Here is a 22931-nt window from a genome sequence, read left to right as displayed (position 1 = left end):
GGCGCGCGGCGGCCCGCGCGTAACCCGGGATCTCCTGGGTTCGCGGTGGTGACAGGGAAATGGGGGGTGACGGGAAAGCGACCGGACCGTTTCGCCTTGTTGCCGCCCGACGCTAAGCCCTCCGTGACGGCGGGAAAATACGTATGTGCATCGGTAGGCATACCGATAATTCCGTTTCGCCTGGTGAGGTGGGGGACAATCGGACGCGTGCACTTCGGCGTCCTCGGCCCGCTCGCGGTCTGGCCCGCCGACGGCGACCCGATCGCCGTCGGCGGCCCCCGGCCGCGCGCCCTCCTGGCGATGCTGCTGCTCGACGCCGGACGGCTGGTCAGCGTCGAACGCCTCATCGACGGCCAGTACGGCGACCGGCCCCCGTCCGGCGCGGCCAACGCGGTCCAGGCCCAGGTCTCCCGGCTCAGGCGGCAGCTCCCGCCCTCACTGATCGAGTCCCACGGGACGGGCTACCGGCTCGCGGCCGAACCCGGCACCGTGGACGCGCACCGCTTCGAACGGCTCGCGGGCGAAGGCCGCAGGCTCCTCGCCGCCGGGCTGCCCGCCCAGGCCGCCGCCGTGCTGCGGGACGGGCTGGCCCTGTGGCGCGGCCCGGCGTTCGCCGACGTGGCCGACGCGCCCTTCGCGGGGCCGGCGGCGGTGCGGCTGGAGGAGCTGCGGCTGGCCGCCACCGAGGACCTGTACGAGGCCGAGCTGTCGCTCCCCGACGCCGGTCCCTCGGCCGGGCTGCGCGAACTCGTCGCCGCCCATCCGCTGCGCGAGCGGGCCCGCGGGCTGCTCATGCGGGCGCTGCACGCGGACGGGCGGCAGGCCGAGGCGATGGCCGCGTACGAGGAAGGGCGGCGGCTGCTCGCCGACGAGCTCGGCGCGGACCCGTCGCCCGAGCTGGCCGCCCTGCACCTGGAGATGCTGCGCGGCACGCGGGAACGCGCCGCCGTCCGCCGGGCCGGGCTGCCCGCGCAGCTCACCAGCTTCGTGGGGCGGGAGTCGGAGCTGTCCCGGCTGGCCGACCTGCGGGCCGCCCGGCTCGTCACGATCGTGGGGCCGGGCGGGACGGGCAAGACCCGCCTGGCCATCGAGGCCGCCACCCTCTACCCGCCGTCCGCCGCCGATGGGGTGACGTTCGTGGACCTGTCACTCGTGGACGCACCCGCGCACGGCTCTCGGAGTGGTGTGGCGGTCGGCGGGGTGGTGGGTGGGCAGGTGGCGCAGGTCGTGCTCGGGGCGCTCGGGGTGCGGGAGCCCGCGCTCAGGCCGTCCGGCGCGCCCGACCCCGCGGAACGGCTCGTCGCCGCGCTGGCCGGGCAGGAGCTGCTGCTCGTCCTGGACAACTGCGAGCACGTCATCGACGAGGCCGCCACGCTCACCCGCCGCCTCCTCGCCCAGTGCCCCGGCCTGACCGTCCTCGCAACCAGCAGGGAACCGCTGGGCATCACCGGCGAGCACCTCGTCCCCCTCGCGCCTCTCCCCACCCCGCCCCCGGGCGCGCCGGACCCGATGACTTACCCGGCCGTCAGGCTGTTCGCCGACCGGGCGGCGGCCGTCCGGCAGGGGTTCAAGCTCGACCCCGGCAACCTGGACGACGTGCTGCGGATCTGCGCCGCGCTGGACGGGCTGCCGCTGGCCATCGAGCTGGCGGCGGCGCGGGTGCGCACGTTCAGGGTGGCGGAGATCGCCGACCGGCTGGCCGAGCACGGCCGGTTCCGGCTGCTCTCGCGCGGCGACCGCACGGCCGCCGCGCGCCACCAGACCCTGCACGCGGTGGTGGAGTGGAGCTGGAGCCTGCTCGGGCCCGAGGAGCAGGCGCTGGCCAGGCGCTTGTCGGTGTTCACCGGCGGCGCGACGCTGGAGGCGGTCGAACACGTCTGCGGCGACGCCACAGAATCGGTGGTGGACGTGCTGGCCGACCTGGTGGACAAGTCGCTGGTCGAGACCGACGGCGAGCGCTACCAGATGCTCGACACCATCCGCCTGTTCTGCCTGGAACGCCTGGCCGAGGCGGCCGAGGAGGAGCGGCTGCGGCAGGCCCACGCCGCCTGGTTCCTCCGGTTCGCCGAAAGCGCCCACGAACACCTCTACCAGGCCGAACAGCTCGACTGGCTCGCCTCCCTGTCGGCCGACAACGCCAACCTGCAAGCCGCCCTGCACTGGAGCGCCGAGCACGACAGGCCGACCGCGTGGCGGCTGGTGGGCACGCTGGGCATGTACTGGTGGCTGACGGGCCGGCGCGGCCAGGCCGTCCGGCACGCCGAACGCCTCCTCGGCAGCACCGGCGCCGAGCCGCCCGCCGGGCTGGCGGAGGAGTACGTGCTGGCCGTGCTGCACGCCGTGCCCGACACCGGCTCGCCGCACTGGGAGACGGCCAAGCGGATCGTCGCGTCGCTGGACCGGCCGATGCGCTACCGGTTCGGCGTGGCGCTGTGGGGCATGATCGCGGGCCCGCCCGAGGGCGGGCTGCCGGTGGATCGGGACCGGTGGATGTCCAGGACCGACTCGTGGAGCCGGGCGCTCGACCGGCTCGGCGTCGCCCTGGTGACGCTGCACGACGGGCGGCTCACCGACGCGGAGACCATGCTGGAACAGGTGCTGGCGGACTTCGGCGCGCTGGGCGAGCGGTGGGGCACGGGGCAGGCGCTCGACTGGCTGGCCCTCATCGCGAGCTGGCGCGGCGACTGGCGGCCGGCGATGGAGCTGTGGGACCGGGCGCTCGCCCTGTTCGCCGAGCTCGGCGCGCTCGACGAGCTGGCGGACGTGCTGAGCAGGCGTGCCAACGCGCACTGGCGGGCCGGTGACGCCGAGGCCGCGCGGGCCGACAACGAGCGGGCCGGTGAGCTGGAGCGGCGGCTGGGGCGGCCGGAGCTGAAGGCCTGGGTGCAGCTCCAGCTCGGGGACATCTCGCGGCTCCAGGGCGACCCGGCCGAGGCCGCCCGGCGGCTCGACGCGGCCCTGTCCGGCTCGGGGACCGGGGCGTTCACTGCCGGAGGAGTGAGGTCACGCGTGTACACCGCGCTGGGGCGGCTGGCCGCTGCCCGGGGGGACGTGGAGGGGGCGGGGCGCATGCACGCGGAGGCGCTGGCGGTCGCGCTGGCGTCGCCGCTCGCCAACGACGTGGCCGACGCGGCGGAAGGCCTGGCCGGACACGCCCTGGCCGAGGCCACACAGGGGACCGGGGGCGAGGGCTCGGCTGAGGCGCCGGGGCACGCGGCGAGTGGGCGGGCGGCGGGCGAGGACGCGGCGTCCGGGCAGGCGGCGGCTCGGCGGGCGGCGGTGCTGCTCGGGGTCGGGGTGGCGGTGCGCGGCACGGCCGTGGCCGGGGATCGCGACGTGGCCGCGACGGCGGCGGGCGCCACCCGCGTGCTCGGGCCCGAGGCGTTCGCGGCGGCGTACGCGAAGGGGGCGGCGATGAGCCGGGAAGAGGCGCTGACCACCCTGCGCGACACCTCGGGCCGGTAGCAACGCGCCCGCCGAGGTCGGCGCCAGAGCCACCCGCGCGCCCGGCGGCACCACGCCGCTGACAGTCGCGCCAGGCACTGTCAGCCGGCAGTCGCCCCGCTGTCAGCACCCCCCGCGAAGCTTCCAACCATGCGAAACGTCCTCATCTCCGGCGCCAGCATCGCCGGCCCCGCCCTCGCCCACTGGCTCACCCGCTACGGCTTCAAGGTCACCGTCATCGAGAAGGCCCCCACCCTGCGCCCCGGCGGCCAGGCGGTGGACTTCAAGGGCGAGACCCACCTCACCGTGCTGCGCCGCATGGGCATCCTGGACGACGTGCGCCGCCTCCAGACCGGCGGCGCCGACCAGGAGATCGTGGACGCGACCGGCCGCGGGCTGGCGACGATCCCCGGCGAGTTCACCGGCGGCGCCCTGGAGATCAAGCGCGGAGACCTGGCCGCGCTCCTGTACGAACGCACCGCCCCCCACTGCGAGTACGTCTTCGGCGACTCGATCACCTCGCTCACCGAGACCCCCGGCGGCGTCCAGGTCACCTTCGAGCGCACCGCGCCCCGCACCTACGACCTGGTCATCGGCGCGGACGGGATCCATTCGAACGTGCGCCGCCTGACCTTCGGCCCCGAGTCCGACTATGTCCGGCATCTCGGCTACTACTACGCCCTGGTGGACGTCGAGGGTGACTTCGGCGGGAAGCCGCAGATGTACAACGAGCCCGGCCGGATGGTGGCGACGGGCGGGCCGAAGGCGCCGGCGTTCTTCGTCTTCGCCTCCGAGCCGCTGACCTACGACCGCTACGACGCCGGGCAGCAGAGGGAGCTGCTGGCCAGGGCGTACCAGGGCATGGGCTGGCGGACGCCGCAGATCATGGAGGCGGTGCGCCGGTCGGACAGCGTCTACCTCGACTCGATCAGCCAGGTCAGGATCGACCGCTACAGCCAGGGCCGGGTGGCGCTGCTCGGCGACGCCGGGTACGGCAACACGCTGGGCGGCTTCGGCTCGGGGCTGGCGGTGGTGGGCGCGTACGTGCTGGCGGGCGAGCTGGCCGCGGCGCGCGGCGATCACCACGTGGCCTTCGCCGAGTACGAGCGGCAGTTCAGGCCGTACGCCAAGATCGCCAAGAACGGCAACGCCGGCCCCTTCCTCGCGCCGCCCACCACGGGACGCATGCGCATGCGCAACTGGATGTTCAAGTCGAGCTTCCTCATGGGTCTGATGCTCAAGATGACCGACAAGTTCGCCACGGACATCACGATCAAGTCGTATTGAACTTTCTTCGCCGCGGCCGCATCCAATCCCGGCATGAGAACCAAGAACGTGCTCGCAGCCCTGACCGCGGCGCCCCTCGCCGCGGCCCTGATCGCCGTCCCCGCCCAAGCCGCGACCGCCGCCCCCGCCTGCCCGGCGCCCACCAAGGCCGAGCTGAAGGGGCTGAACGACAGCGAGCCGCCCGCCAAGGGCACGAAGGCCCTCAGGGGTGTGCGCGTCCGCCATCTTCCCAAGGGCTTCACCACCGGCTCGCTCTCGGCGAGCAAGTACGACGGCATCACCGAGTACGGCTACGACTGGTCCGACAATCGTGACGACGTCGACCTCGCGCACCGGTCCCTGTGGGTGCGGGTGGTGTGCTGGCCGAAGGCGACCAGGCTGTCGCAGCTCAAGAAGATGCCTGTGACCTTGGGCACGTTCGCGAACAACCCGAAGGTCGTGAAGCTGGGCGGGCGCACGGTGCTGAGGCAGGGGGGTGACGGTGCGCTGGGTCACGGCCGGTACGTCGGCTGGGTCGAGCGTCCCGGCGTCGTCGTCACCGTGATGGCCAGCCAGCCGCTGGTGCCCGAGCTCGCCGCCATCGTCAGGGGCATCAAGCTCTGAGAGGTGGGGCTCCTACTCAGGACGTACAGAGTTACGGCCGCATGACTGATGCGCTCGGGGGCCGAGCCTGTGCATCCTGGTGGGGACAGGTCCGTTGGGGGCCTCGTTCCGGACCTGAGAGGAGCCACGTGCGGATGAACGACACGGCTGGCCGCCCCACCGTGATCCTGGGCAACGGCGCCGTCGGCAGGGTCGTGCTGGCCCATCCGTCCCGGTGCGACCTGGTGCTCGTGCTCGGCATGGACGGCACCCTGCTGAGCTGTGCGCTCGACGACATCGCCTGCGTGGTCGGCGGCGCGCCACTGTGCCGGGACGGCTGACCCCTCTGCGGGCGCCGCTGTGCGGGAACGGTTGCCCCGTCGGCGGCCCACCGGGGTCAGGAGCGCTCGACGAGCCCGCTGAGCAGCTCGGCCGCCGCGAAGTCGTTGGTGAGCCGGTTCTTGGTGAGCGCGAACGCGGTGCCGGTGGCCGTGTCGGCCCAGGCCGTGCTGCCGCCGGCGCCGCCGACCCCGAACACGGTCGGGGTCTGCTCCGGCGTCGAGCCAGGCCGGCCGATGTTGAACCCGAGCCCCCACGCCGACGGCATGCCGAAGACCTCGTCGGCGCCGCTCGACGCGACGGCCGTCACCTCGCGCAGCCGGTCGGGCGTGATCAGCCGCACGCCGTCCACCTCGCCCATGAGCGCCGCGTACATCCGCGCGATGGCCCTGGCCGAGGTCTTGCCGCCGGCCGGGATGTCGGCCGACAGGTAGTCGGGCCGGCTGCCCAGCTCCGCGTTCGGCATCAGCGTCATCGGCCCGGCCTTGAGCATCGGCAGGTCCGCGGGCATCTCGCCCCACTCGGACATGTCCATGGGGGCGTCCTCCAGCCTGGCCAGCCGGGCGTGCTCCCGCTCAGGCATCCCGAAGTACAGCTCATCGGAGACTCCGAGCGGCCCCGAGACCTCCTCCAGCAGCACCTGCGAGATGGGCTTGCCGGTCGCCCGCCGGACGATCTCGCCGACGAGGAAGCCGAACGTGTAGGCGTGGTAGCCCATCTTGGCGCCCGGCTCCCACCACAGCTCCGCGTCCTCCAGGGCGGCGACCATCTTGCCCCAGTCGCAGACGTCCCCGGGGGTGGTGTCGAGCGGCACGCCGGGCACGCCCGCCGTGTGCGAGAGCACGTGCCGTACGGTGACGGCCTCCTTCCCGTGCCGGGCGAACTCGGGCCACAGCTCGGCCACGGGCGTGTCGTAGCCGAACAGCCCCCGCTCGGCGAGCACGTGGGCCACGGCGGAGGTGGCGCCCTTGCCGATGGAGAAGTTGTAGAAGGGCGTGCCGGAGGTGACGGGCCGGCCGGTCTCCGGGTCGGCCACGCCGGCCACCACGTCCACGATCTGGACGCCGTCCCGGTAGACGGCCACCTGGAGCCCGCGCTCCTCGCCTGACTCGACGAGCCTGTCGGCGGCTTCCTGCAGCTGCTTCTGAAGATCACTCATGACGTGCCCAATCCTTGTCCGTCGCTGGAACTAGACGGTACAGTACTCACAACGGTACGGAACTGTCTAGTACTGTGTGGAGCAGGCGAACGAGAGGGCGGTCGATGGCAGCGGAAGAGGACGGCCGGACGGCACGCAAGCGCAGGCAGATCCTGGAGGCGGCGCTCCCGGTGTTCCTGCGCAACGGCTACGTGGGCACCAGCATGGACGAGGTGGCCTCACTGGCCTCGGTGTCGAAGCAGACCGTCTACAAGCACTTCACCGACAAGGAACAGCTCTTCACCAGCATCATCCTCGACACCACCGGCCAGGTGGAGGGGCTGGCCAAGATGATCACGGCGGCGCTGGAGGACAGCGACGACCTGGAGAAGGACCTCGGCGAGCTGGCCCGCCAGTTCCTGGCCCGCATCATGAGCCCCGACGTGCTGCGGCTGCGCCGGCTGGTGATCGCCGAGGCCGACCGCTTCCCCGACCTCGGCCGCACCTGGTACGCCCAGGGCTTCGAACGCTCGCTCAAGACCATGACCACGGCGTTCGAGAAGCTGACCGAGCGCGGCCTGCTGCGTGCCGACGACCCGGCGCTGGCCGCCGAGCACTTCGTCGGCCTGCTGCTGTGGATCCCGGTGAACAAGGTGATGTTCTCCGGCATCGGCGAGCACTACACGCGGGCCGACCTCGAACGCCTGGCGGAGGCGGCAGTGGCCGTGTTCCTGCGCGCCTACGCTAGCCCAGGAAGCGCTTGAGCCCGTCGGCCAGCGCGGTGGCCATGCGCTCACGGAAGGCGGGGTCGGACATCTTGGCGGCGTCGCCCTTGTTGCGCATGTTCCCGCACTCGATGAAGACCGCCGGCCGCTTCGACAGGTTCAGCCCGCCCAGGTCGGTACGGGTGTCGAGGCCGTTCTTGGCGGTGTAGGTCGCGTACGGCATGCCGGTGCCGTCGCGGTAGGCGTCGCGGATGTCGCGGCCGAGCCTGGCCGACGGCTTGACCACGTCGTCGTTGTGCCCGCGCAGCAGCCCCGGCATGATCACGTGGAAGCCGTGGCCGCCCGGCGTGGCACCGTCGCCGTGGATCGACAGCACCGCGTCCGCCCTGGCCTCGTTGCCGATCGCGGCCCGCTCGGTGACGCAGGGGCCCACGCCCTTGTCGTCGGGGCGGGTGAGCACGACCTTGGCGCCCAGGCTCTCCAGGATCGGCTTCAGCCTGCCCGCGACGTCCCAGGTGAAGGCGTGCTCCGGGTAGCCGTCGCCGGTCTCGGTGCCGGTGGTGTTGCACGCCTTGCGGCCGGTGATGATGTCGACCTGGCGGTTGATCTCCTTGGGGTGCGAGGCGTTGCCGCCGTTGTGCCCCGGGTCGAGCACCACGGTCTTGCCCGCGAGCGGCTTCCCGCCACCCGACGGCGAGGCGGGCAGGGCCACCTTCTGGGCGGCGGGCACGGCGGCGCCGCCGCCGCAACCGGCGGACAGCGCGGCGAGCATGGCCAGGGCCACGGGTCCGGCTCGGTGGGCGCGCATGTCACCGACCGTACCGGGCCGGGCACCCGAATCCCAAGACCCCCGCTGACCTGCGAGTTCGTGTCGCCGCGCACCGTCGGCCGCTCGACCGGACCGCCCCGCCGCAGGCGTGTGGCCGCTCAGCCGCGCAGTCCCGCCGCGGGCGGTTCCTGCTGCTTGCGGATCAGGTACGGCGGCATCGCCAGCGCGTGCGTCCCGGTCGCGATCAGCGTCTCGATCGAGTGCTCCGGCGTCTCCGTCAGCGGCTCGCCCGGCCCGTTCAGCGAGGTGTTGATCAGGACGGGCGTGCCCGTGCGCTCGTGCCACCGCGTCAGCAGCGCGTGCAGGAACGGCGTCGTCTCGCGGGTGACCGTCTGCACCCTGGCCGTGCCGTCCACGTGCGTGATCCCCGGCAGCCGGTCGCGGTGCCCGGGCCGGACGGCGGCGGCGTACTGCATGAACGGGGCCGGCCGGTCCAGCTCGAAGATCTCCCCCGCGTGCTCGGCCGGCACCAGCGCCGCCAGCGGCCTGAACCACTCGCGGCCCTTGACCTGGAAGTTCAGGTAGTCCTGCATGTCGGGGTCGCGCGGGTCGGCGAGGATGCTGCGGTTGCCCAGCGCGTTCGGCCCCGACTCGCTGCGGCCCTGGTGCAGCCCGACGACGCGGCCGCTCTCCAGCAGCGTGACCAGGGCGCCCGCCAGGTCGTCAGGCTGCTCGGCGTACAGGCCGGCGGGCAGGGCGTGCACGGCGGCGTCGATCTGGCTCGCGTCGGGGTCGGGGCCGAGGAAGTCGTGCGTCCAGCGGAAGCGGCTGTCCACGCCGAGGCAGGCGATGAGCCCGTACAGGGCGCAGCCGACGGCTGTGCCGCCGTCGTGCGGGGCGGGCGGCACGAACACCTCGCGGAACGGCGACTCGCGGATCAGCAGGCCGTTGGCCGGGCAGTTGAGCGCGGCGCCGCCGGCGAAGGCCAGCGCGTCCAGTCCGGTCTCGGCGTGCAGCCAGGCGGCCACCCTGGCCAGCGCCCGCTGGAAGGCGCGCTGGCCGGCGGCGGCCAGGTTCGCGGCGCGGCGGAACTCCTCGCCGCCAGGCTCATAGACGAACGCGTCCCCACGGCCGAACGTCCGCAGCCAGGCGGCCGGGACGTGCACCTCGTGGCCGCGCACGTCGAGGTCGGGCAGGCCCAGCGCGTCCGGGTCGCCGTACGCCGCCAGGCCCGTCACCTTGCCCTCCTCGCCCTCGCTGCCCGGCCACAACATCCTCGTCAGCAGCGTGTAGAAGCAGCCGAGCCCGGCGGGCCTGGCCCAGTCGCCGTCCCAGAGCTGCTTGGCCAGGCATTCCAGGCGCCCGCGCCTGCACCGGTAGAACGAGGCCACCTCCAGCAGGTCGCCGCCCGTGCCTGGCGGCAGCGGGACCTCCTCGGTGAAGTCCCTGACGCGGCTGCCCCGCGCGTCGATCACCAGCCCGGCCGCCTCCTCGTACGGCGAGGGGTAGAACGCGCCGTAGAGGTGGGACAGGTGGTGCGAGACCAGCACGATCGGCGCGCCGTCCCTGAGCGCGAGCGTCTCGCGCGCCTCTTCCTGGTACGCGGGCGCGTGCTCGACCTCGGTGTCGGACGAGTAGCCCTCCACGACCAGGTCCACGGGCTCCTTCAGCAGCGGCATGGCCGGCAGGTAGCGGTCGGGCAGGTCGCCGAGGCGGCCCCAGTGGTGCTTGCGCCGGCTGACGCGCTCCTTTTGCAGGCTGTACATGCCGGACTCGCCCACCGCGACGGCGATAGAGCCATCCTTGGTGCGATTTATACCGACGACGATGGGAAAGTTCGCCATCTACAGTGCCTCCTGATCGTGATCACGGGCACCGATACCCCAGGCCGGAACAAGTGGATCTCCCAACCGCGTAAGGGACACGTCAGGTGCTGAGGTGCCGGCCGGCAGCAGTAAAGCGTGGCCGGCGCGGTGCTGGCCGGGGTCGGAGATTCGCCGCACCATACGGACGTGCCGCAAACCTCCCCGAACGGCCCCGGGCCGGACCCGGCGGCCGGCGCGCTGGCCGCCAACCGGCTCGGCGCGCCCACCGTCGTCTACTTCGTCCTGTCGGCCGCCGCGCCGCTCACCGTCGTCGCCGGGGTGGTCACCACCGGCTACGCCGTCACCGGGATCACCGGGCTGCCCATCGCCTTCCTGGTCGTGGGCGTCGTACTGGCGGTCTTCGCGGTCGGGTACGTGGCGATGGCCCGTCACCTGGCCAACGCCGGAGCCTTCTACACCTACATCACGAGGGGCCTGGGCCGCCCGGCCGGCATCGCGGCGGCCTGGGTGGCGCTCATCGCGTACAACACGCTGCAGGTCGCCCTCTACGGCGCGTTCGGCGTGGCCACCGCGCCGCTGCTCGAAGGATGGCTGGGCGTCACGCCCGCCTGGTGGGTCGTCTCACTGGCCGCCTGGGCGCTGGTCGGGGCGCTCGGCCTGATGCGGGTGGACGTCAACGGCCGGCTGCTGGCCGTCCTGCTGACCGCCGAGGTGGCGGTCATCCTGCTGTTCGACCTGGCCGACCTGATCAACCCGGCCGCCGGCGGCTACTCCGCGGACACGCTGTCGCCCGCCGCGCTGTTCGTGCCCGGCGTGGGGGCGCTGCTGGTGCTCGCGACGCTGGGGTTCGTCGGGTTCGAGTCGTCCGTGGTGTTCTCCGAGGAGAGCAGGCAGCCGCGGCGGACGGTGCCGCTCGCCACGTACGCGTCCGTGGCGATCATCGCCCTGGTGTACGCGCTGTCGTCGTGGGCCATGACCGTCGCCACGGGGCCCGGCCAGATCGTGGCCACCGCGCGGCAGCACCAGGCCGACACCATCTTCGTCCTGGCCGGGCAGCACCTCGGCGCCTTCGTCGTGGACCTCGGCAGGGTGCTCTTCGCCACCAGCGTCCTGGCCGCGATGATCTCCTTCCACAACACCAGCGCCCGCTACTTCTTCGCGCTGGGCCGCGAGCGGGTGCTGCCCGCCCTCTTCGCCCGGACGCGCGCCCGCACCGGGGCGCCCCAGGCGGGCTCGATCGCGCAGAGCCTGCTCGGCCTGGCCACGATCCTGCTGTACGCGGCGCTCGGCCTCGACCCGCTCGTGCAGCTCTTCTTCTACGGCGGCGCGTTCGGCGGCCTCGGCGTGCTGCTGCTGATCTTCGTGACCTCCGTCGCGGTCATCGCCTTCTTCGCCCGGCAGCCGAGCGGCGAGACGCTCGGCAGGCGGGTGCTCGCGCCCGTGCCCGCCGCGATCGCGCTGGCCGTGATGGTGTGGCTGGCGCTCGACAACTTCTGGGCGCTGCTGGGCGTACCTCAGGGTGACACCCTGGCGTGGGTGCTGCCCGCCGTCTACGGGGCCGCCGCCGTGCTCGGGGTGGTGTGGGCGTTCGTGCTGCGTGCCGGACGGCCCGCCGTTTACGCTGCGGTAGGGATGGGCGCCAAGGCCGCCACCGTCCCCGACGGCGCATGATCGACGAGAGGAGACCTGGGCCGATGGAGGAGACCTTCCGAGCAGGGCCGGCAGAGGCGTTCGGGCCCTGGCCGGTGTTCCACCGCGAGAGTGAGGCGGCGTTCGCCTTACGGCCCGCCGTCCGCCTGGCAACGGCGGACGACGCGCAGCGGGTCGCCGACCTGATCGCGACCGCGTTCGCGGGGCTCCGCCCCATGGCCTACCTGGTGCCCAGCCGCAGGGACCGGCACCGGATCATGGCCGCCAACTTCCGCATCTTCGTGGAGCACGCCGTCGAGCACGGCGAGATCCACCTCATCGACGACGGCCCCGCCGTGGCGGTGTGGTTCCCCTACACCTCGCCGCTGCCCACCCCCCACGACTACGACCGCAGGCTGGCCGAGGCCACCGGCGAATGGGTCGACCGGTTCCGCACGCTGGACGAGCTGTTCGAGAAGAACCATCCGGCCGCGCCGCACCACCACCTGGCGTTCCTGGCCGTGCACCCCGACCGGCAGAACGAAGGGCTCGGCACCGCCCTGCTGCAGTACCAGCACGCCCGGCTCGACGGGCTGCCCGCGTACCTGGAGGCCAGCGACCCGCGCAACCGCGACCTGTACACCCGGCACGGCTACCAGGCGCGAGAGCCGTTCGCGCTGCCCGACGGCGCCAGGTACTGGCCGATGTGGAGGCCCGGCGCCGATTTGTGAGGCGTCACAGATTTGACCGCCGACATTTACTCCCCTGTCCAGTTCACAGAATGACGAGCATGGCTCATCGTGTGTCTGCGAATCCAACCGCGACCACGGGAGAGCCCTCATGCGCCGCCGTACCTTCCTGACAGCCCTGCCCGCTTCGGTGGCGTTCTCGGGGGCGGTGTGGCACGAGGCCGTGGCGTCGGTCTCCGCAGGCGAGAGCCCGTACGGGCCGCTCGGCGCGCCCGACGCCAACGGCATGGCGTTACCCGCCGGCTTCACCGGCCGGATCGTGGCGCGGACCGGCCGGAGCGTCGGCGGCACGCTCTGGCACCCGGCCCCCGACGGCGGCGCCTGCTTCGCCGACGGCGCCGGCTGGATCTACGTGTCCAACTCCGAGGTGCCGCTGATCGGCGGGGCCTCGGCGATCAAGTTCAGGGCGGACGGGTCGATCGAGCGCGCGTACCGCATCCTGAGCGGCACCAACCTCAACTGCGCCGGCGGCGCCACCCCCTGGAACACCTGGCTGTCGTGTGAGGAGATCTTCCGCGGCCGGGTGTACGAGACCGACCCGTACGGCGTACGCGCCGCCCAGCCCCGCCCCGCCATGGGCCGCTTCAAGCACGAGGCCGCCGCCTGCGACCCCGACCGCCGGGTCGTCTACCTGACCGAGGACGAGACCGACGGCTGCTTCTACCGGTTCACCCCCACGACCTGGGGCGACCTGTCCAGCGGGCGGCTGGAGGTGCTGTGCGGCGACGGCGTCGTCTGGCGCGAGGTGCCCGACCCCTCGCCCGCCGTGCTGCAACGCCAGACCAGGCACCAGGTGCCTGAGGCCAGGCACTTCAACGGCGGCGAGGGCTGCCACTACGCTGCCGGCGTCTGCTACTTCACCGCCAAGGGCGACCGCAAGGTGTGGGCCTACGACACCGCCCGCCAGACCGTCACCGCGATCTACGACGGCACCGGCACGCTCGACGGCGTCGACAACGTCACCGGCCTGCGAGGCGACCTCTACGTGGCCGAGGACGGCGGCAACATGGAGATCAACATCATCACGCCCGACGGCGTCGTGGCCCCGATCATGCGCCTCGACGGGCAGGCGCAGTCGGAGATCACCGGGCCCGCGTTCTCCCCCGACGGGACCCGGCTCTACTTCTCCTCCCAGCGCGGCACCAGCGGCGAAAGCGCGGGCACCGGAGGCATCACCTACGAGGTGACCGGCCCCTTCCGCCGCTGACCCGGCCACGGATTCCGACACCCCCCACCCCCTGCCGGAAGGAGTCCACCATGGTCCGACGGATGCTCACCCTGCTCGCCGCCGCCTGGCTCGTCCTGAGCCTCGCCCCGCCGGCGCACGCCCAGGCCGAGGTGTACGTGGCGCTCGGCGACTCGGCCGCCGCGGGACCGCTGGTGCCCAACCAGATCCACCTCGGCTGCCTGCGCTCCGACCGCAACTACCCGCGCCTGACCTCCCAGGCCATCGGCGCGGCCACGTTCCGCGACGTGACCTGCTCCGGCGCCGAGACGGAGGACATGTACCAGCCGCAGGGCACCGAGCTCGGCGACGTGCCGCCCCAGCTCGACGCGCTCACCCCGAACACCACGCTCGTCACCGTGCAGATCGGCGCCAACGACGTCGGCCTCACCGACTTCATCGAGGACTGCCTCAACCTGCTGCCCCCACCCATCGGCGACGCCTGCAACGACGACTACAACGTGGGCGGCCAGGACAAGTGGCGCATCGACACCGACGCGCTGCGGCCCCACCTGGTCACCCTGATGTCCGACATCCGCGCCCGCGCCCCGCAGGCCCGGATCTTCATGGTCGGGTACGGCACGTACGCGCGGCAGGACGGCTGCTACCCGCGCGTCCCGATCATCAGGGCGGACGCCAACTACATCAGGGCGACCTTGCGGTACTTCAACCAGATGCTGGCCGAGCAGGCCGCCGCGGCCGGGGTGGGCTTCATCGACCTGCAGACCCCCAGCGTCGGGCACGACCCGTGCGCGTCGGCCAGTGCCCGCTGGATCGAGCCGTACGTGCCCGCCTCGCCCGCCGCGCCGTTCCACCCGAACGCGGCGGGCATGCGCGGCTTCGCGACGGCGGTCACGGCCGCGGTCACGGGAGCCGTTGCGAGGTAGCTAGCGGCGTTCGGTCAGGCGGCGGGCCGCCAGGGCGGCCCCGATCCGCTGCAGGTGGGCCGGGTCCATCGGATCCAGCCCGGTCAGGACGACCACCCTGCGCAGCCGGTAGTCGACGGTGTTCGGATGCACGTGCAGCAGCTCGGCGGTCCGCCGCCGGTCCAGGCCCGTGCCCAGGTACGCCGTCAGCGTCCTGAGCAGGTCGGGGTTGTCGAGCAGCGGGTCGAGCAGCCCCGCCAGCAGCGCCGTCGCCTGGCTCGACCGGGTGAGCTGGTATTCGAGCAGCACGTCGGCCAGCCGGTAACCGCCCGGCGGCTGCTCGAAGACCCGCACCACCTCCAGCACCTCCTCCACCAGCCGCGCCGCCGCCGGCACCCCCTGCGGCGGCGCGCATTCGGCGGCCAGCCACACCGGCACCCCCGCCGCCTTGGCCGCCGCCCGCGCCAGCTCGCCCGGCTCCGGCTCCTCCCCCTGCAACGGCACCAGCACCAGCCCGCCCGCCGTGTCCAGCGCGGGCAGCACCGGCTCCGCCGCGTACCGCTGCAACGCGGTCCTGAGCCGGTGCAGCTTGCGCCGCCCGGCGACCGGCGCGCCCGGCCCGTCCTCGTCGGGATGCCGCCCGGCCGCGACCGCCAGCACCAGATAGCGCGGCGGCAGCCGCACGCCCGCCAGCGCCGCCCGATCGCCGCCGAGCAGCGCCGCGACGGTGGCGTGGATGGCGTGCTGCTCCTGGCTGAGCAGGCTCTCGCGCTCCTCCAGGTACGCCGAGCAGACGGCGGCCGTCGCGGCCTCCATGTAGAGCAGCACGATCCGGCCCGCCTCCAGCACGTCGTCCAGGTCGTCAGGCCGGGCGTCCGCGAACAGCTTCTCGCACACCATGCGCGCCCCCAGGTGGTAGGCCGCGAGCAGCGCTTCGAGCGGCACCCCCTCCTGGGCGCGGCGGGCCGCCGACTCCCGCAGCGGCGCCAGGTCGGCCCTGACGGGCGGGCGGCGCTCGCGGAAGGCCCTGGAGATCAGGCGCAGGTTGTGCTCGGTGATGGCCGTGATGTCGCCGTCGAGCTCCTCCTCCGGCAGCCGCCGGTAGACGGGGATCCGCTCGGCGAACCCCCGTACGAGCCGCCTGGCCAGCTTGGCGCTCTGGCGGTCGAGCAGCTCGTGCATCGGGCAGCCGGCCAGTTCGAGTGGGCGCACCACGCTCGAACCCTGCCACGGGGTGAGCCATTAATGAAGGCCCCGACCTCACCCGAGGCCGGGACCCTCCCCCGATGGGCCTACAGCCCGGTCACCTTGAGCTCGACGAGGTAGGAGTAGAAGGTCTCGTCGGTGCCGTCGATGACGTCCTGGACGTAGTCCACGCCGCCCGTGGTGAGCGGAGCGCAGACGGAGCTGCCGGACACCGTGATCGAGCCGAGGCTGTCACCGCTGCCGACGATGGGCGGGGTGACCTCGCGCAGGTTGAACGACACGCTGCCCGTGCTGCTGACGGCGGTGCTGGGGTTGCCGAAGTCCGCCGGGTCGCCGTCGTCGCCGTTGCGCATGGCGAAGTAGCCGGGCCTGGGGAACAGGTTCCCGCCGACCAGGAAGCGGAGCTCGTCCTTGCCGTCCCGCTCGTCGACGTCGAGGTTGTCGATGTCGTACAGCTCCACCCGGCAGGTCGAGGCCATGGTGGAGGACAGGGTGGTGGACGTGGCGGCGAGGGCCGGGGTCGCGACCAGCGCGGCGGGTGCGGCCAGACCGGTGGCCAGGGCGAGTGCGGCGATCAGCTTGTGAGAGTGCATTGCTGTGCTCCTCGATGTGCGTCGTCTCCGCGGCCTTCGCGGCAGACGCGGCATCAGGGTGCGGACAGCACCGTGAGCGCTCCGTTAAAGCCCAGGTGAGTCACGCAGAGCACAGGCCTTGTGTAACTTTTCACACAGTACGGGCGGCGGGTATCCGCCTACCCTCCTGCGCTATGAGGCAGTCGCTGACCGTGCTCCTGCTCGGGTCCCCTGAGCTCTCCGTCGAAGGGACGCCGGTGGGGGTCCGCTCCGCCAAGGCCCGCGCCCTGCTCTGCCACCTCGCCGCCACCGCCGCTCCCCGGCCGCGCGCCGAACTCGCCGCGCTCCTGTGGGGCGAGCGGCCCGACGCCAACGCCAAGGGCAGCCTGCGCCTGGCCCTGACCGAGCTGCGCAAGGAGGTCGGCGGCTGGCTCGACATCACCCGCGAGCACGTACGCCTGCGCGCCGCCGACGGCTGCTTCGTCGACCGCCGGCACCTCGCCCAGGCCCCCACCGTTGCCGAGGCGCTGCGGCTGTGGCGTGGCAACTTCATGGACGGCGTCTCGTTCTGCGACGCGCCCGCCTTCGCCGAGTGGCTGGAGGGCGAACGCCGGGGGGTCCGGCTGCTGCTGCGCCAAGTGCTCATGGGCGCCCGCGACGAACCGGCCGAGCAGGTGGCGCGGCTGGCGTACATCGTGGCGGGGCTCGACCCGTACGACGAGGAGGCGCACCGGCTGCTCATGGCGACGCTGGCCCGCGCCGGGAACCGGGCGGGGGCGCTGGCCTGCTACGACGAGCTGCGGCGGCGGCTCACCGCCGAGCTGGGGGTCGAGCCCGCGCCCGAGACCCGCGCCGTCCGGCTCCAGCTCGCCGCCCGGCCACCCGCGCCCGCCCGCCGCGCCCCCGTGCCCGCACCCGGGACCGAGCTGGTCGGCAGGGACGCCGACCTCCGGCGGCTGCGGGCGCTGCTGGGCCGCGAACGCCTCGTCACGCTGGTGGGGCCGGGCGGCATCGGCAAAACCCGCCTCGCCATCGCCGCCTCCACCCCGCAAACCCCGACCTCCACCGCACCGGCAAACGCGACAACGGCCAGCCCACAAAGCGCCACACCGGGCGGGCCGGAAAGCGCCGCACCGCGCAGACCAGAAGGCAACGTACTGCGCGAGCCGAAAGGTGCCGCACAGCGCGGGCTGGGCAGCGCGGCGGCAGGCGGCGTGAGCAGCGCGGCGGTAGGCAGGGCAGGACATGCCACACCGCGCATGCCGGAAAGCGCGCCAGTCAGGCCGGGAAGCGCCACACCTCGCGGGCCAGGCAGCGCGACGGCAAGCGGGCCGGGCAGCGCGGCGGCGGGCGGGCCGGGATGCGCCGTACCGGGCGGGCCGGGGAGCGCGGCGGCGGGCGAGCCGGAATGCGCCGTACCGGGCGGGCCGGGGAGCGTGGCGGGGGGTGGGTGGGAGGCGGCGTTCGTGTCGTTCGCCGGGGTGCGGCCGGAGGCGGCCGTGACGACGCTGGCCCGCCGCATGAACGTGGACCTCTCCCCACCGCGCCCCGCCCTCGACCTGCTCATGGACGCCCTGACCACCCACCCGCGCCCCCTCCTCCTCGTCCTGGACAACCTCGAACACCTCCCCGCCTTCGACCAGGTCATCGGCGCGATGCTGACCGCCGCCCCCACCCTGAGGATCCTGGCGACGAGCAGGCGGCGGCTGGACGTGCCCGGACAGGTGACGGTGACGGTGGAAGGGCTGCGCGCCCCGGCGTCGGAGGCGCTGTTCGCGGCCAGGGCGGCGCAGGCGTGCCCGGCGTTCGACCCGGACCGCGAGGCCGCCCTGGTGGCCGGGATCTGCGCCGCCACCGGCGGCCTGCCGCTGGCGATCGAGCTGGCGGCCGGTCTGCTGCGCGCCGTGCCGTGCGCGGAGCTGGCCAGGCATCTCGACGCGGGCCTCGGCCTGTTGTCGGTGGCGGGCCCGGCGGCGCGCTCGCGGCACGCCTGCATGCGTACGGTGTTCGAGACCTCGTGGCGGCTGCTGGACCCGGCGGGGCAGCGGACGCTGGCGGCGCTGTCGGTGTTCGGCGGCGGCTGCACGCTGGACGCGGCCGTCGAGGTCGCCGGCGCCACCCCGGACGTGCTGGTGCGCCTGGTGGACCACAGCATGATCCGGCTGACCCCCTCGGGCCGCTACGCCGTCCACCCGCTCATCCAGCAGTACGCCGCCGCGCGCCTGAGCCCGGAGGAGCGCAGGGCGGCGCGCAGGCGGCACGCCGCCTACTTCGGCCGGCTGCTCGAACAGCACGCGGGCGCCCTCCAGGACGCCTCGGACGCGGCGGCCACCGACGCGCTGGGCGTGGAGATGGACAACGTCAGGACGGCCTGGGCGGCGTCGGGGCGGCCCCGCTTCCTGGAGCTGTACTGGACGTTGTGCCTGCGGCTGCGCCTGTACGAGGAGTCGGCGGCCGTGGTGCGCCGGCACCTCGCCCGTACCTCGCAGGACGCCAGGCTGCGGGCCCGCCACCTGTGGATGGCGGGCACCAGCGAGCACCACCTCGCCAGGGAGCACGAGGCGGCCCGCCTGGCCAGGGCGGCGCTGGAGGCGCTGGGCGAGCCGCTGCCCGAGTCGCGACGCGGCCTGGCCGCCGCCTCCCTGACCGCCGCCGCCCGCCAGGCCGCGCACCGATTACTTGCGCCGCACCCGTCGGGGAGCGGTCGCGCGCCCGCGCATCGGTCGTCGGGGGGTTTCCCGGATGGGCGGGAGGCCGCGCAGGCGCTGACCATGCTGGCCAGGCTCGCCTTCCACCAGCACGACGTCCTGACGATGCTGGCCGCCTCCCTGCGCCAGCTCAACGCCGCCGAGCGTACGGGCGACGCCGCGCTGCGGGCGGAGGCGTACGCGAACGCCGCCACGATCGCCCGCGTCGCCGGCCGCCACCGCCTGGCCACCCGCTACGGCACGCTGGCCGACCGTGCACTGGCGGACGTCGATCGCGCCGCGGAGCCCGCGAGCCGCGCCCGCCTGGCCAGGGGGCTGGACCAGCTCTACGCGGGCGCGTTCGAGGCGGCCTGGCGGTCGTTCACCGAGTGCCGCGCCAGGACGCTCGCCCCGCGCGTGGCGGAGAACTGCTCGGGCCTGCTCGCCGAGACCGCGCTCTGCCAGGGACGGTTCGAGCGGGCGGCCGAGCTGTTCGCCGCCACGGCGGAGGTGGCGGCCAGGAGGGTGGGCGGGGACGACATCGGCCGCCACTGGTGCCTGATCGGGCAGGCGGAGGCGATGTTGCGGCTCGACGGGGTGCCCGTGGAGCGGATCCGCGAGGTCCTGTCGGCGGCGCGCACCTCGCACGAGCGGCGGCGTACGCACGCGAAGGAGCTCGGGCTGTGTGACGGGCCGGTCCTGCCCACCATCCAGGAGATGCGCCTCATGACCGCCACAGCCCGCCTCACCCTGCGGGAAAGCCTCACCTTGCGGGAAAGCCAGGCGTCCGGCACCGCGCTGGAGACACACCTCGCCCGGGAGCGTGGGGCGGCGGGCGAGGACGTGCGTGAGGTGCTGGCCGCGGCGCTCACCCTGGCCGGGCGGTTGCCCGCCGCCCAGCGCGGCATGCTGGAGTGCTGGACCGGCCTGGCCGAGCTGCTCTGGTCACTGGACCCCTGGCCCGACCGCAAGAGCATCCGTGCCCTCCACACCCACCTGGCCCGCTACGCCACCAGGAACCCGGGCGCCGCGGCGCGGGTCGGCTGGGCCCGCGCCCTCGTCCTGACCGCCGCGGGCAAGCGGGCCGCGGCCCGTAAGGCGGCGGAGCAGACTCTCGCCACGGCGACCCGCCTGGCCACCCCGTACGACCGGCGCAGAGCGGAGGAGATCATCCAGTACCTGAGCCACTCCCGGGCGTGAAAGTTTCACGATTCTCGGAAGGGGGCTGTGCGCAGCCGTTGACGGGGCGACGGCGGGAAAGGAGGATCGGATTCCGCGCTTTTTGGGAGCGCTCCCAATCCCCCCGCCCTCAAGGACCTCCATGACCCGATGCCGGGCCGCCTTACTGGCCCTTCTCACCATGGTCGCCCTGTCCCCCGCCACCGCGGCCCAGGCCGCGGACGAGGGGCCCGAGCAGATCGTGAACGGCACCTTCGACGCCGGCACCGCCCCCTGGTGGAGCACCGGCAACACCGCGCTGACCGTGCAGGACGGCCGGGCCTGCGCCGACATCCCCGGCGGCACCGCCAACCCGTGGGACGTGATCATCGGCCAGAACGACCTCCCGCTGGTGGAGGGCGAGACGTACGCCTACGAGTTCTACGCCTCCGCGACCCCGGCCAAGGTGGGCAGGGCGCTGATCCAGCTTCCGGTGGACCCCTGGACGCAGTACCTGTCGGCCGCGCCGGAGCTGAGCGTCTCGGGCAACAGCTACTCCTACACCTTCACCGCCCCCGTGTCGCTGCCGAACGCGCAGGTCGTCTTCCAGTTGGGCGGGAGCACCGAGCCTTGGAGGTTCTGCATGGACGACGTGTCGCTCAGGGGCGGCGCCGAACCCGAGGAGTACGAGCCGGACACCGGCCCCCGCGTGCGCGTGAACATGGTGGGCTACCTGCCGGCGGGCCCCAAGAAGGCCACGCTGGTCACCGAGGCGACCGAGCCGCTGGAGTGGGAGCTGAAGAACGCCGACAAGGAGACGGTGGCCTCGGGTGAGACCGTCCCCAGGGGTGTGGACGGCAGCTCGGGCCAGAACGTCCACACGCTGGACTTCAGCGGCTACCGCAAGGCGGGCGAGGGCTACACGCTGTCGGCCGACGGCGAGACGAGCCGGCCGTTCGACCTCGCGGCCGACCTGTACGACCAGCTCCCGGTGGACGCGCTGAAGTTCTACTACACGCAGCGCAGCGGCATCGAGATCCTCGACAGCCTGCGTCCCGGCTACGCCCGTCCGGCCGGTCACGTGGGCGTCGCGCCGAACCAGGGTGACGTGAGCGTGCCGTGCCAGCCGGGCGTCTGCGACTACAGCCTGAACGTCAAGGGCGGCTGGTACGACGCCGGCGACCACGGCAAGTACGTCGTCAACGGCGGCATCTCCGTCCACCAGCTCATGGCCGCCTACGAGCGGGACAAGGCCGCGTTCGGGGACGGCCAGCTCGACATCCCGGAGAGCGGCAACGGCCGTCCCGACATCCTGGACGAGGCCCGCTGGGAGCAGGAGTTCCTGCTGAGCATGCAGGTCCCGGACGGCAAGCCGTACGCGGGCATGGCGCATCACAAGATCCACGACCAGAACTGGACGGGCCTGCCCCTGCTGCCCCACCTGGACCCGCAGCTTCGCGAGCTGCACCCGCCGTCCACGGCCGCCACGCTGAACCTGGCGGCGACGGCCGCGCAGGCGGCCCGCCTGTACGCGCCGTACGACGCCGCGTTCGCCGCCAGGAACCTCGCGGCGGCCCGCAAGGCGTGGGCGGCGGCCAAGGCGAACCCGGCGAAGTACGCCGACCCGAACGACGGCATCGGCGGCGGCTCCTACAGCGACGGCGACGTGAGCGACGAGTTCTACTGGGCGGCGGCCGAGCTGTATCTGACGACGGGCGAGAAGGAGTTCCGTGACTTCGTGCTGGCCTCGCCGCACCACACCGGCGACGTCTGGCGCGAGCGCGGCTTCGACTGGGGCAACACGGCGCAGCTCGGCCGCCTGGAGCTGGCGACGGTGCCGAACGCGCTGCCGGACCGGGCGCGGGTGCGGCAGTCGGTGGTCGAGGGGGCCGAGAAGTACCTGGCGATCCAGACGGCGCACCCGTACGGGCTGCCGTACAACCCGCCGGACTTCGACTGGGGCTCCAACAACCTGGTGCTGAACAACCTGGTGGTCATGGCCACCGCCTACGACCTGACGGGCAGGGAGAAGTACCGCGCGGCCGTGCGTGAGGGCATGGACTACATCCTCGGCCGCAACGCGCTCAACCAGTCGTACGTCACCGGCTACGGCGAGGTCGCCTCGAAGAACCAGCACAGCCGCTGGTACGCCCGCCAGCTCGACCCCGCCCTGCCCAACCCGCCGGTCGGCACGCTGGCCGGCGGCCCGAACTCGGCCATCCAGGACCCGCTGGCGCAGCGGCTGCTCACGGGCTGCAAGCCGCAGTTCTGCTACGTCGACCACATCGAGTCGTGGGCCACGAACGAGCTGACCATCAACTGGAACTCCCCGCTGGCCTGGGTGTCGGCGTTCCTGGCCGACGGCGGCGAGCGCGCGGACTGCCGGGTCCGTTACACCGCGCACGGCTCGTGGCCGGGCGGGTTCACCGCGCAGGTGGTGATCGAGAACACCGGCAAGGAGACGGTGGACGGCTGGAGCCTGCGCTGGTCGTTCCTGAGCGGGCAGCGGGCCGGGCACGCCTGGGGTGCGACGCTGTCGCAGTCCGGCTCGGTGGTGACGGCGAAGGACCTGCGCTGGAACGGCAGGATCAAGCCGGGGCAGAAGGTGACATTCGGCTTCAACGGCACGAACGCCGCCGGGCCGAACCCGGCGCCTGAGGTGTTCCACCTCAACGGCGCGCGCTGCAAGTAGAAGCACCGGGGTTCCCCTGGGCGTTGCGGACACTCCG

16 protein-coding genes are annotated in these 22931 nt (G+C 73.3%); 11 read left to right on the top strand and 5 right to left on the bottom strand.

Features of this window, described 5'->3' with window-relative positions; genetic code table 11:
- Positions 1-207: 207 nt before the first annotated feature.
- From ABD331_RS29550 to ABD331_RS29535, 4 genes are all read left to right on the top strand, one after another.
- On the top strand, positions 208-3465 hold the full coding sequence (locus ABD331_RS29550) for an AfsR/SARP family transcriptional regulator (RefSeq protein WP_344481448.1): 3258 nt from the start codon (positions 208-210) through the stop codon (positions 3463-3465).
- Positions 3466-3594: 129 nt separating this feature from the next.
- Positions 3595-4731, top strand: coding sequence for an FAD-dependent monooxygenase (locus tag ABD331_RS29545; protein WP_344481445.1), 1137 nt, complete (start codon positions 3595-3597; stop codon positions 4729-4731).
- A 33-nt stretch (positions 4732-4764) separates the two neighbouring features.
- The gene (locus ABD331_RS29540; protein ID WP_344481443.1) at positions 4765-5334 is read left to right on the top strand and encodes a hypothetical protein; all 570 of its coding nucleotides are present in this window, start codon (positions 4765-4767) and stop codon (positions 5332-5334) included.
- Between the two features lie 134 nt (positions 5335-5468).
- Positions 5469-5654, top strand: a complete 186-nt coding sequence (locus ABD331_RS29535; protein WP_148439033.1) for a hypothetical protein — start codon at positions 5469-5471, stop codon at positions 5652-5654.
- A 56-nt stretch (positions 5655-5710) separates the two neighbouring features.
- On the opposite strand, the gene ABD331_RS29530 is transcribed toward ABD331_RS29535, so the two are convergent.
- Positions 5711-6811 (bottom strand): serine hydrolase domain-containing protein, encoded by a 1101-nt coding sequence (locus ABD331_RS29530; RefSeq protein ID WP_344481439.1) that lies wholly within the window; start codon positions 6809-6811, stop codon positions 5711-5713.
- A gap of 104 nt (positions 6812-6915) precedes the next feature.
- Here ABD331_RS29530 and ABD331_RS29525 point away from each other — a divergent pair, with 104 nt between their 5' ends.
- On the top strand, positions 6916-7554 hold the full coding sequence (locus ABD331_RS29525) for a TetR/AcrR family transcriptional regulator (RefSeq protein ID WP_344481436.1): 639 nt from the start codon (positions 6916-6918) through the stop codon (positions 7552-7554).
- On the opposite strand, the gene ABD331_RS29520 is transcribed toward ABD331_RS29525, so the two are convergent.
- Positions 7535-8323 carry an N-acetylmuramoyl-L-alanine amidase gene (locus ABD331_RS29520; protein ID WP_344481434.1) on the bottom strand — a complete coding sequence of 263 codons (789 nt, stop codon included), beginning with the start codon at positions 8321-8323 and terminating at the stop codon, positions 7535-7537. The genes ABD331_RS29525 and ABD331_RS29520 overlap by 20 nt on opposite strands.
- Before the next feature lie 119 nt (positions 8324-8442).
- A complete protein-coding gene (locus ABD331_RS29515) occupies positions 8443-10128 on the bottom strand; it encodes a carbamoyltransferase C-terminal domain-containing protein (RefSeq protein ID WP_344481431.1) in 1686 nt (561 codons plus the stop codon).
- Positions 10129-10296: 168 nt separating this feature from the next.
- Between ABD331_RS29515 and ABD331_RS29510 the strand changes: the two genes are divergently transcribed.
- The 4 genes from ABD331_RS29510 (at position 10297) to ABD331_RS29495 (ending at position 14600) form a co-directional block, all read left to right on the top strand.
- A complete protein-coding gene (locus ABD331_RS29510) occupies positions 10297-11781 on the top strand; it encodes an APC family permease (protein WP_344481429.1) in 1485 nt (494 codons plus the stop codon).
- Positions 11782-11804: 23 nt separating this feature from the next.
- Complete coding sequence (locus ABD331_RS29505; RefSeq protein ID WP_344481427.1) at positions 11805-12470, top strand: GNAT family N-acetyltransferase; 666 nt, start codon at positions 11805-11807, stop codon at positions 12468-12470.
- Positions 12471-12579: 109 nt separating this feature from the next.
- Positions 12580-13695: an alkaline phosphatase PhoX gene (locus ABD331_RS29500; protein ID WP_344481425.1), complete on the top strand. Its 1116-nt coding sequence runs from the start codon at positions 12580-12582 to the stop codon at positions 13693-13695.
- Positions 13696-13745: 50 nt separating this feature from the next.
- On the top strand, positions 13746-14600 hold the full coding sequence (locus ABD331_RS29495; RefSeq protein ID WP_344481422.1) for an SGNH/GDSL hydrolase family protein: 855 nt from the start codon (positions 13746-13748) through the stop codon (positions 14598-14600).
- Here ABD331_RS29495 and ABD331_RS29490 read toward each other — a convergent pair whose 3' ends face one another.
- Positions 14601-15794 (bottom strand): PucR family transcriptional regulator, encoded by a 1194-nt coding sequence (locus tag ABD331_RS29490; RefSeq protein WP_344481420.1) that lies wholly within the window; start codon positions 15792-15794, stop codon positions 14601-14603.
- A gap of 77 nt (positions 15795-15871) precedes the next feature.
- Complete coding sequence (locus tag ABD331_RS29485) at positions 15872-16378, bottom strand: hypothetical protein (RefSeq protein WP_344481418.1); 507 nt, start codon at positions 16376-16378, stop codon at positions 15872-15874.
- 173 nt (positions 16379-16551) lie between these two features.
- On the opposite strand from ABD331_RS29485, the gene ABD331_RS29480 reads away from it, so the two are divergent.
- Together ABD331_RS29480 and ABD331_RS29475 are read left to right on the top strand one after the other, a co-directional pair.
- A complete protein-coding gene (locus ABD331_RS29480) occupies positions 16552-20244 on the top strand; it encodes a BTAD domain-containing putative transcriptional regulator (protein WP_344481415.1) in 3693 nt (1230 codons plus the stop codon).
- Between the two features lie 121 nt (positions 20245-20365).
- Positions 20366-22894, top strand: coding sequence for a glycoside hydrolase family 9 protein (locus ABD331_RS29475; RefSeq protein WP_344481413.1), 2529 nt, complete (start codon positions 20366-20368; stop codon positions 22892-22894).
- The last annotated feature ends 37 nt before the right edge of the window (positions 22895-22931 follow it).

The organism is Nonomuraea monospora (assembly GCF_039531895.1).
Classification (GTDB): Bacteria; Actinomycetota; Actinomycetes; order Streptosporangiales; family Streptosporangiaceae; genus Nonomuraea; species Nonomuraea monospora.
Note: the sequence above shows the minus strand (reverse complement) of the source record. Positions and strands in the feature narration are given on the sequence as shown.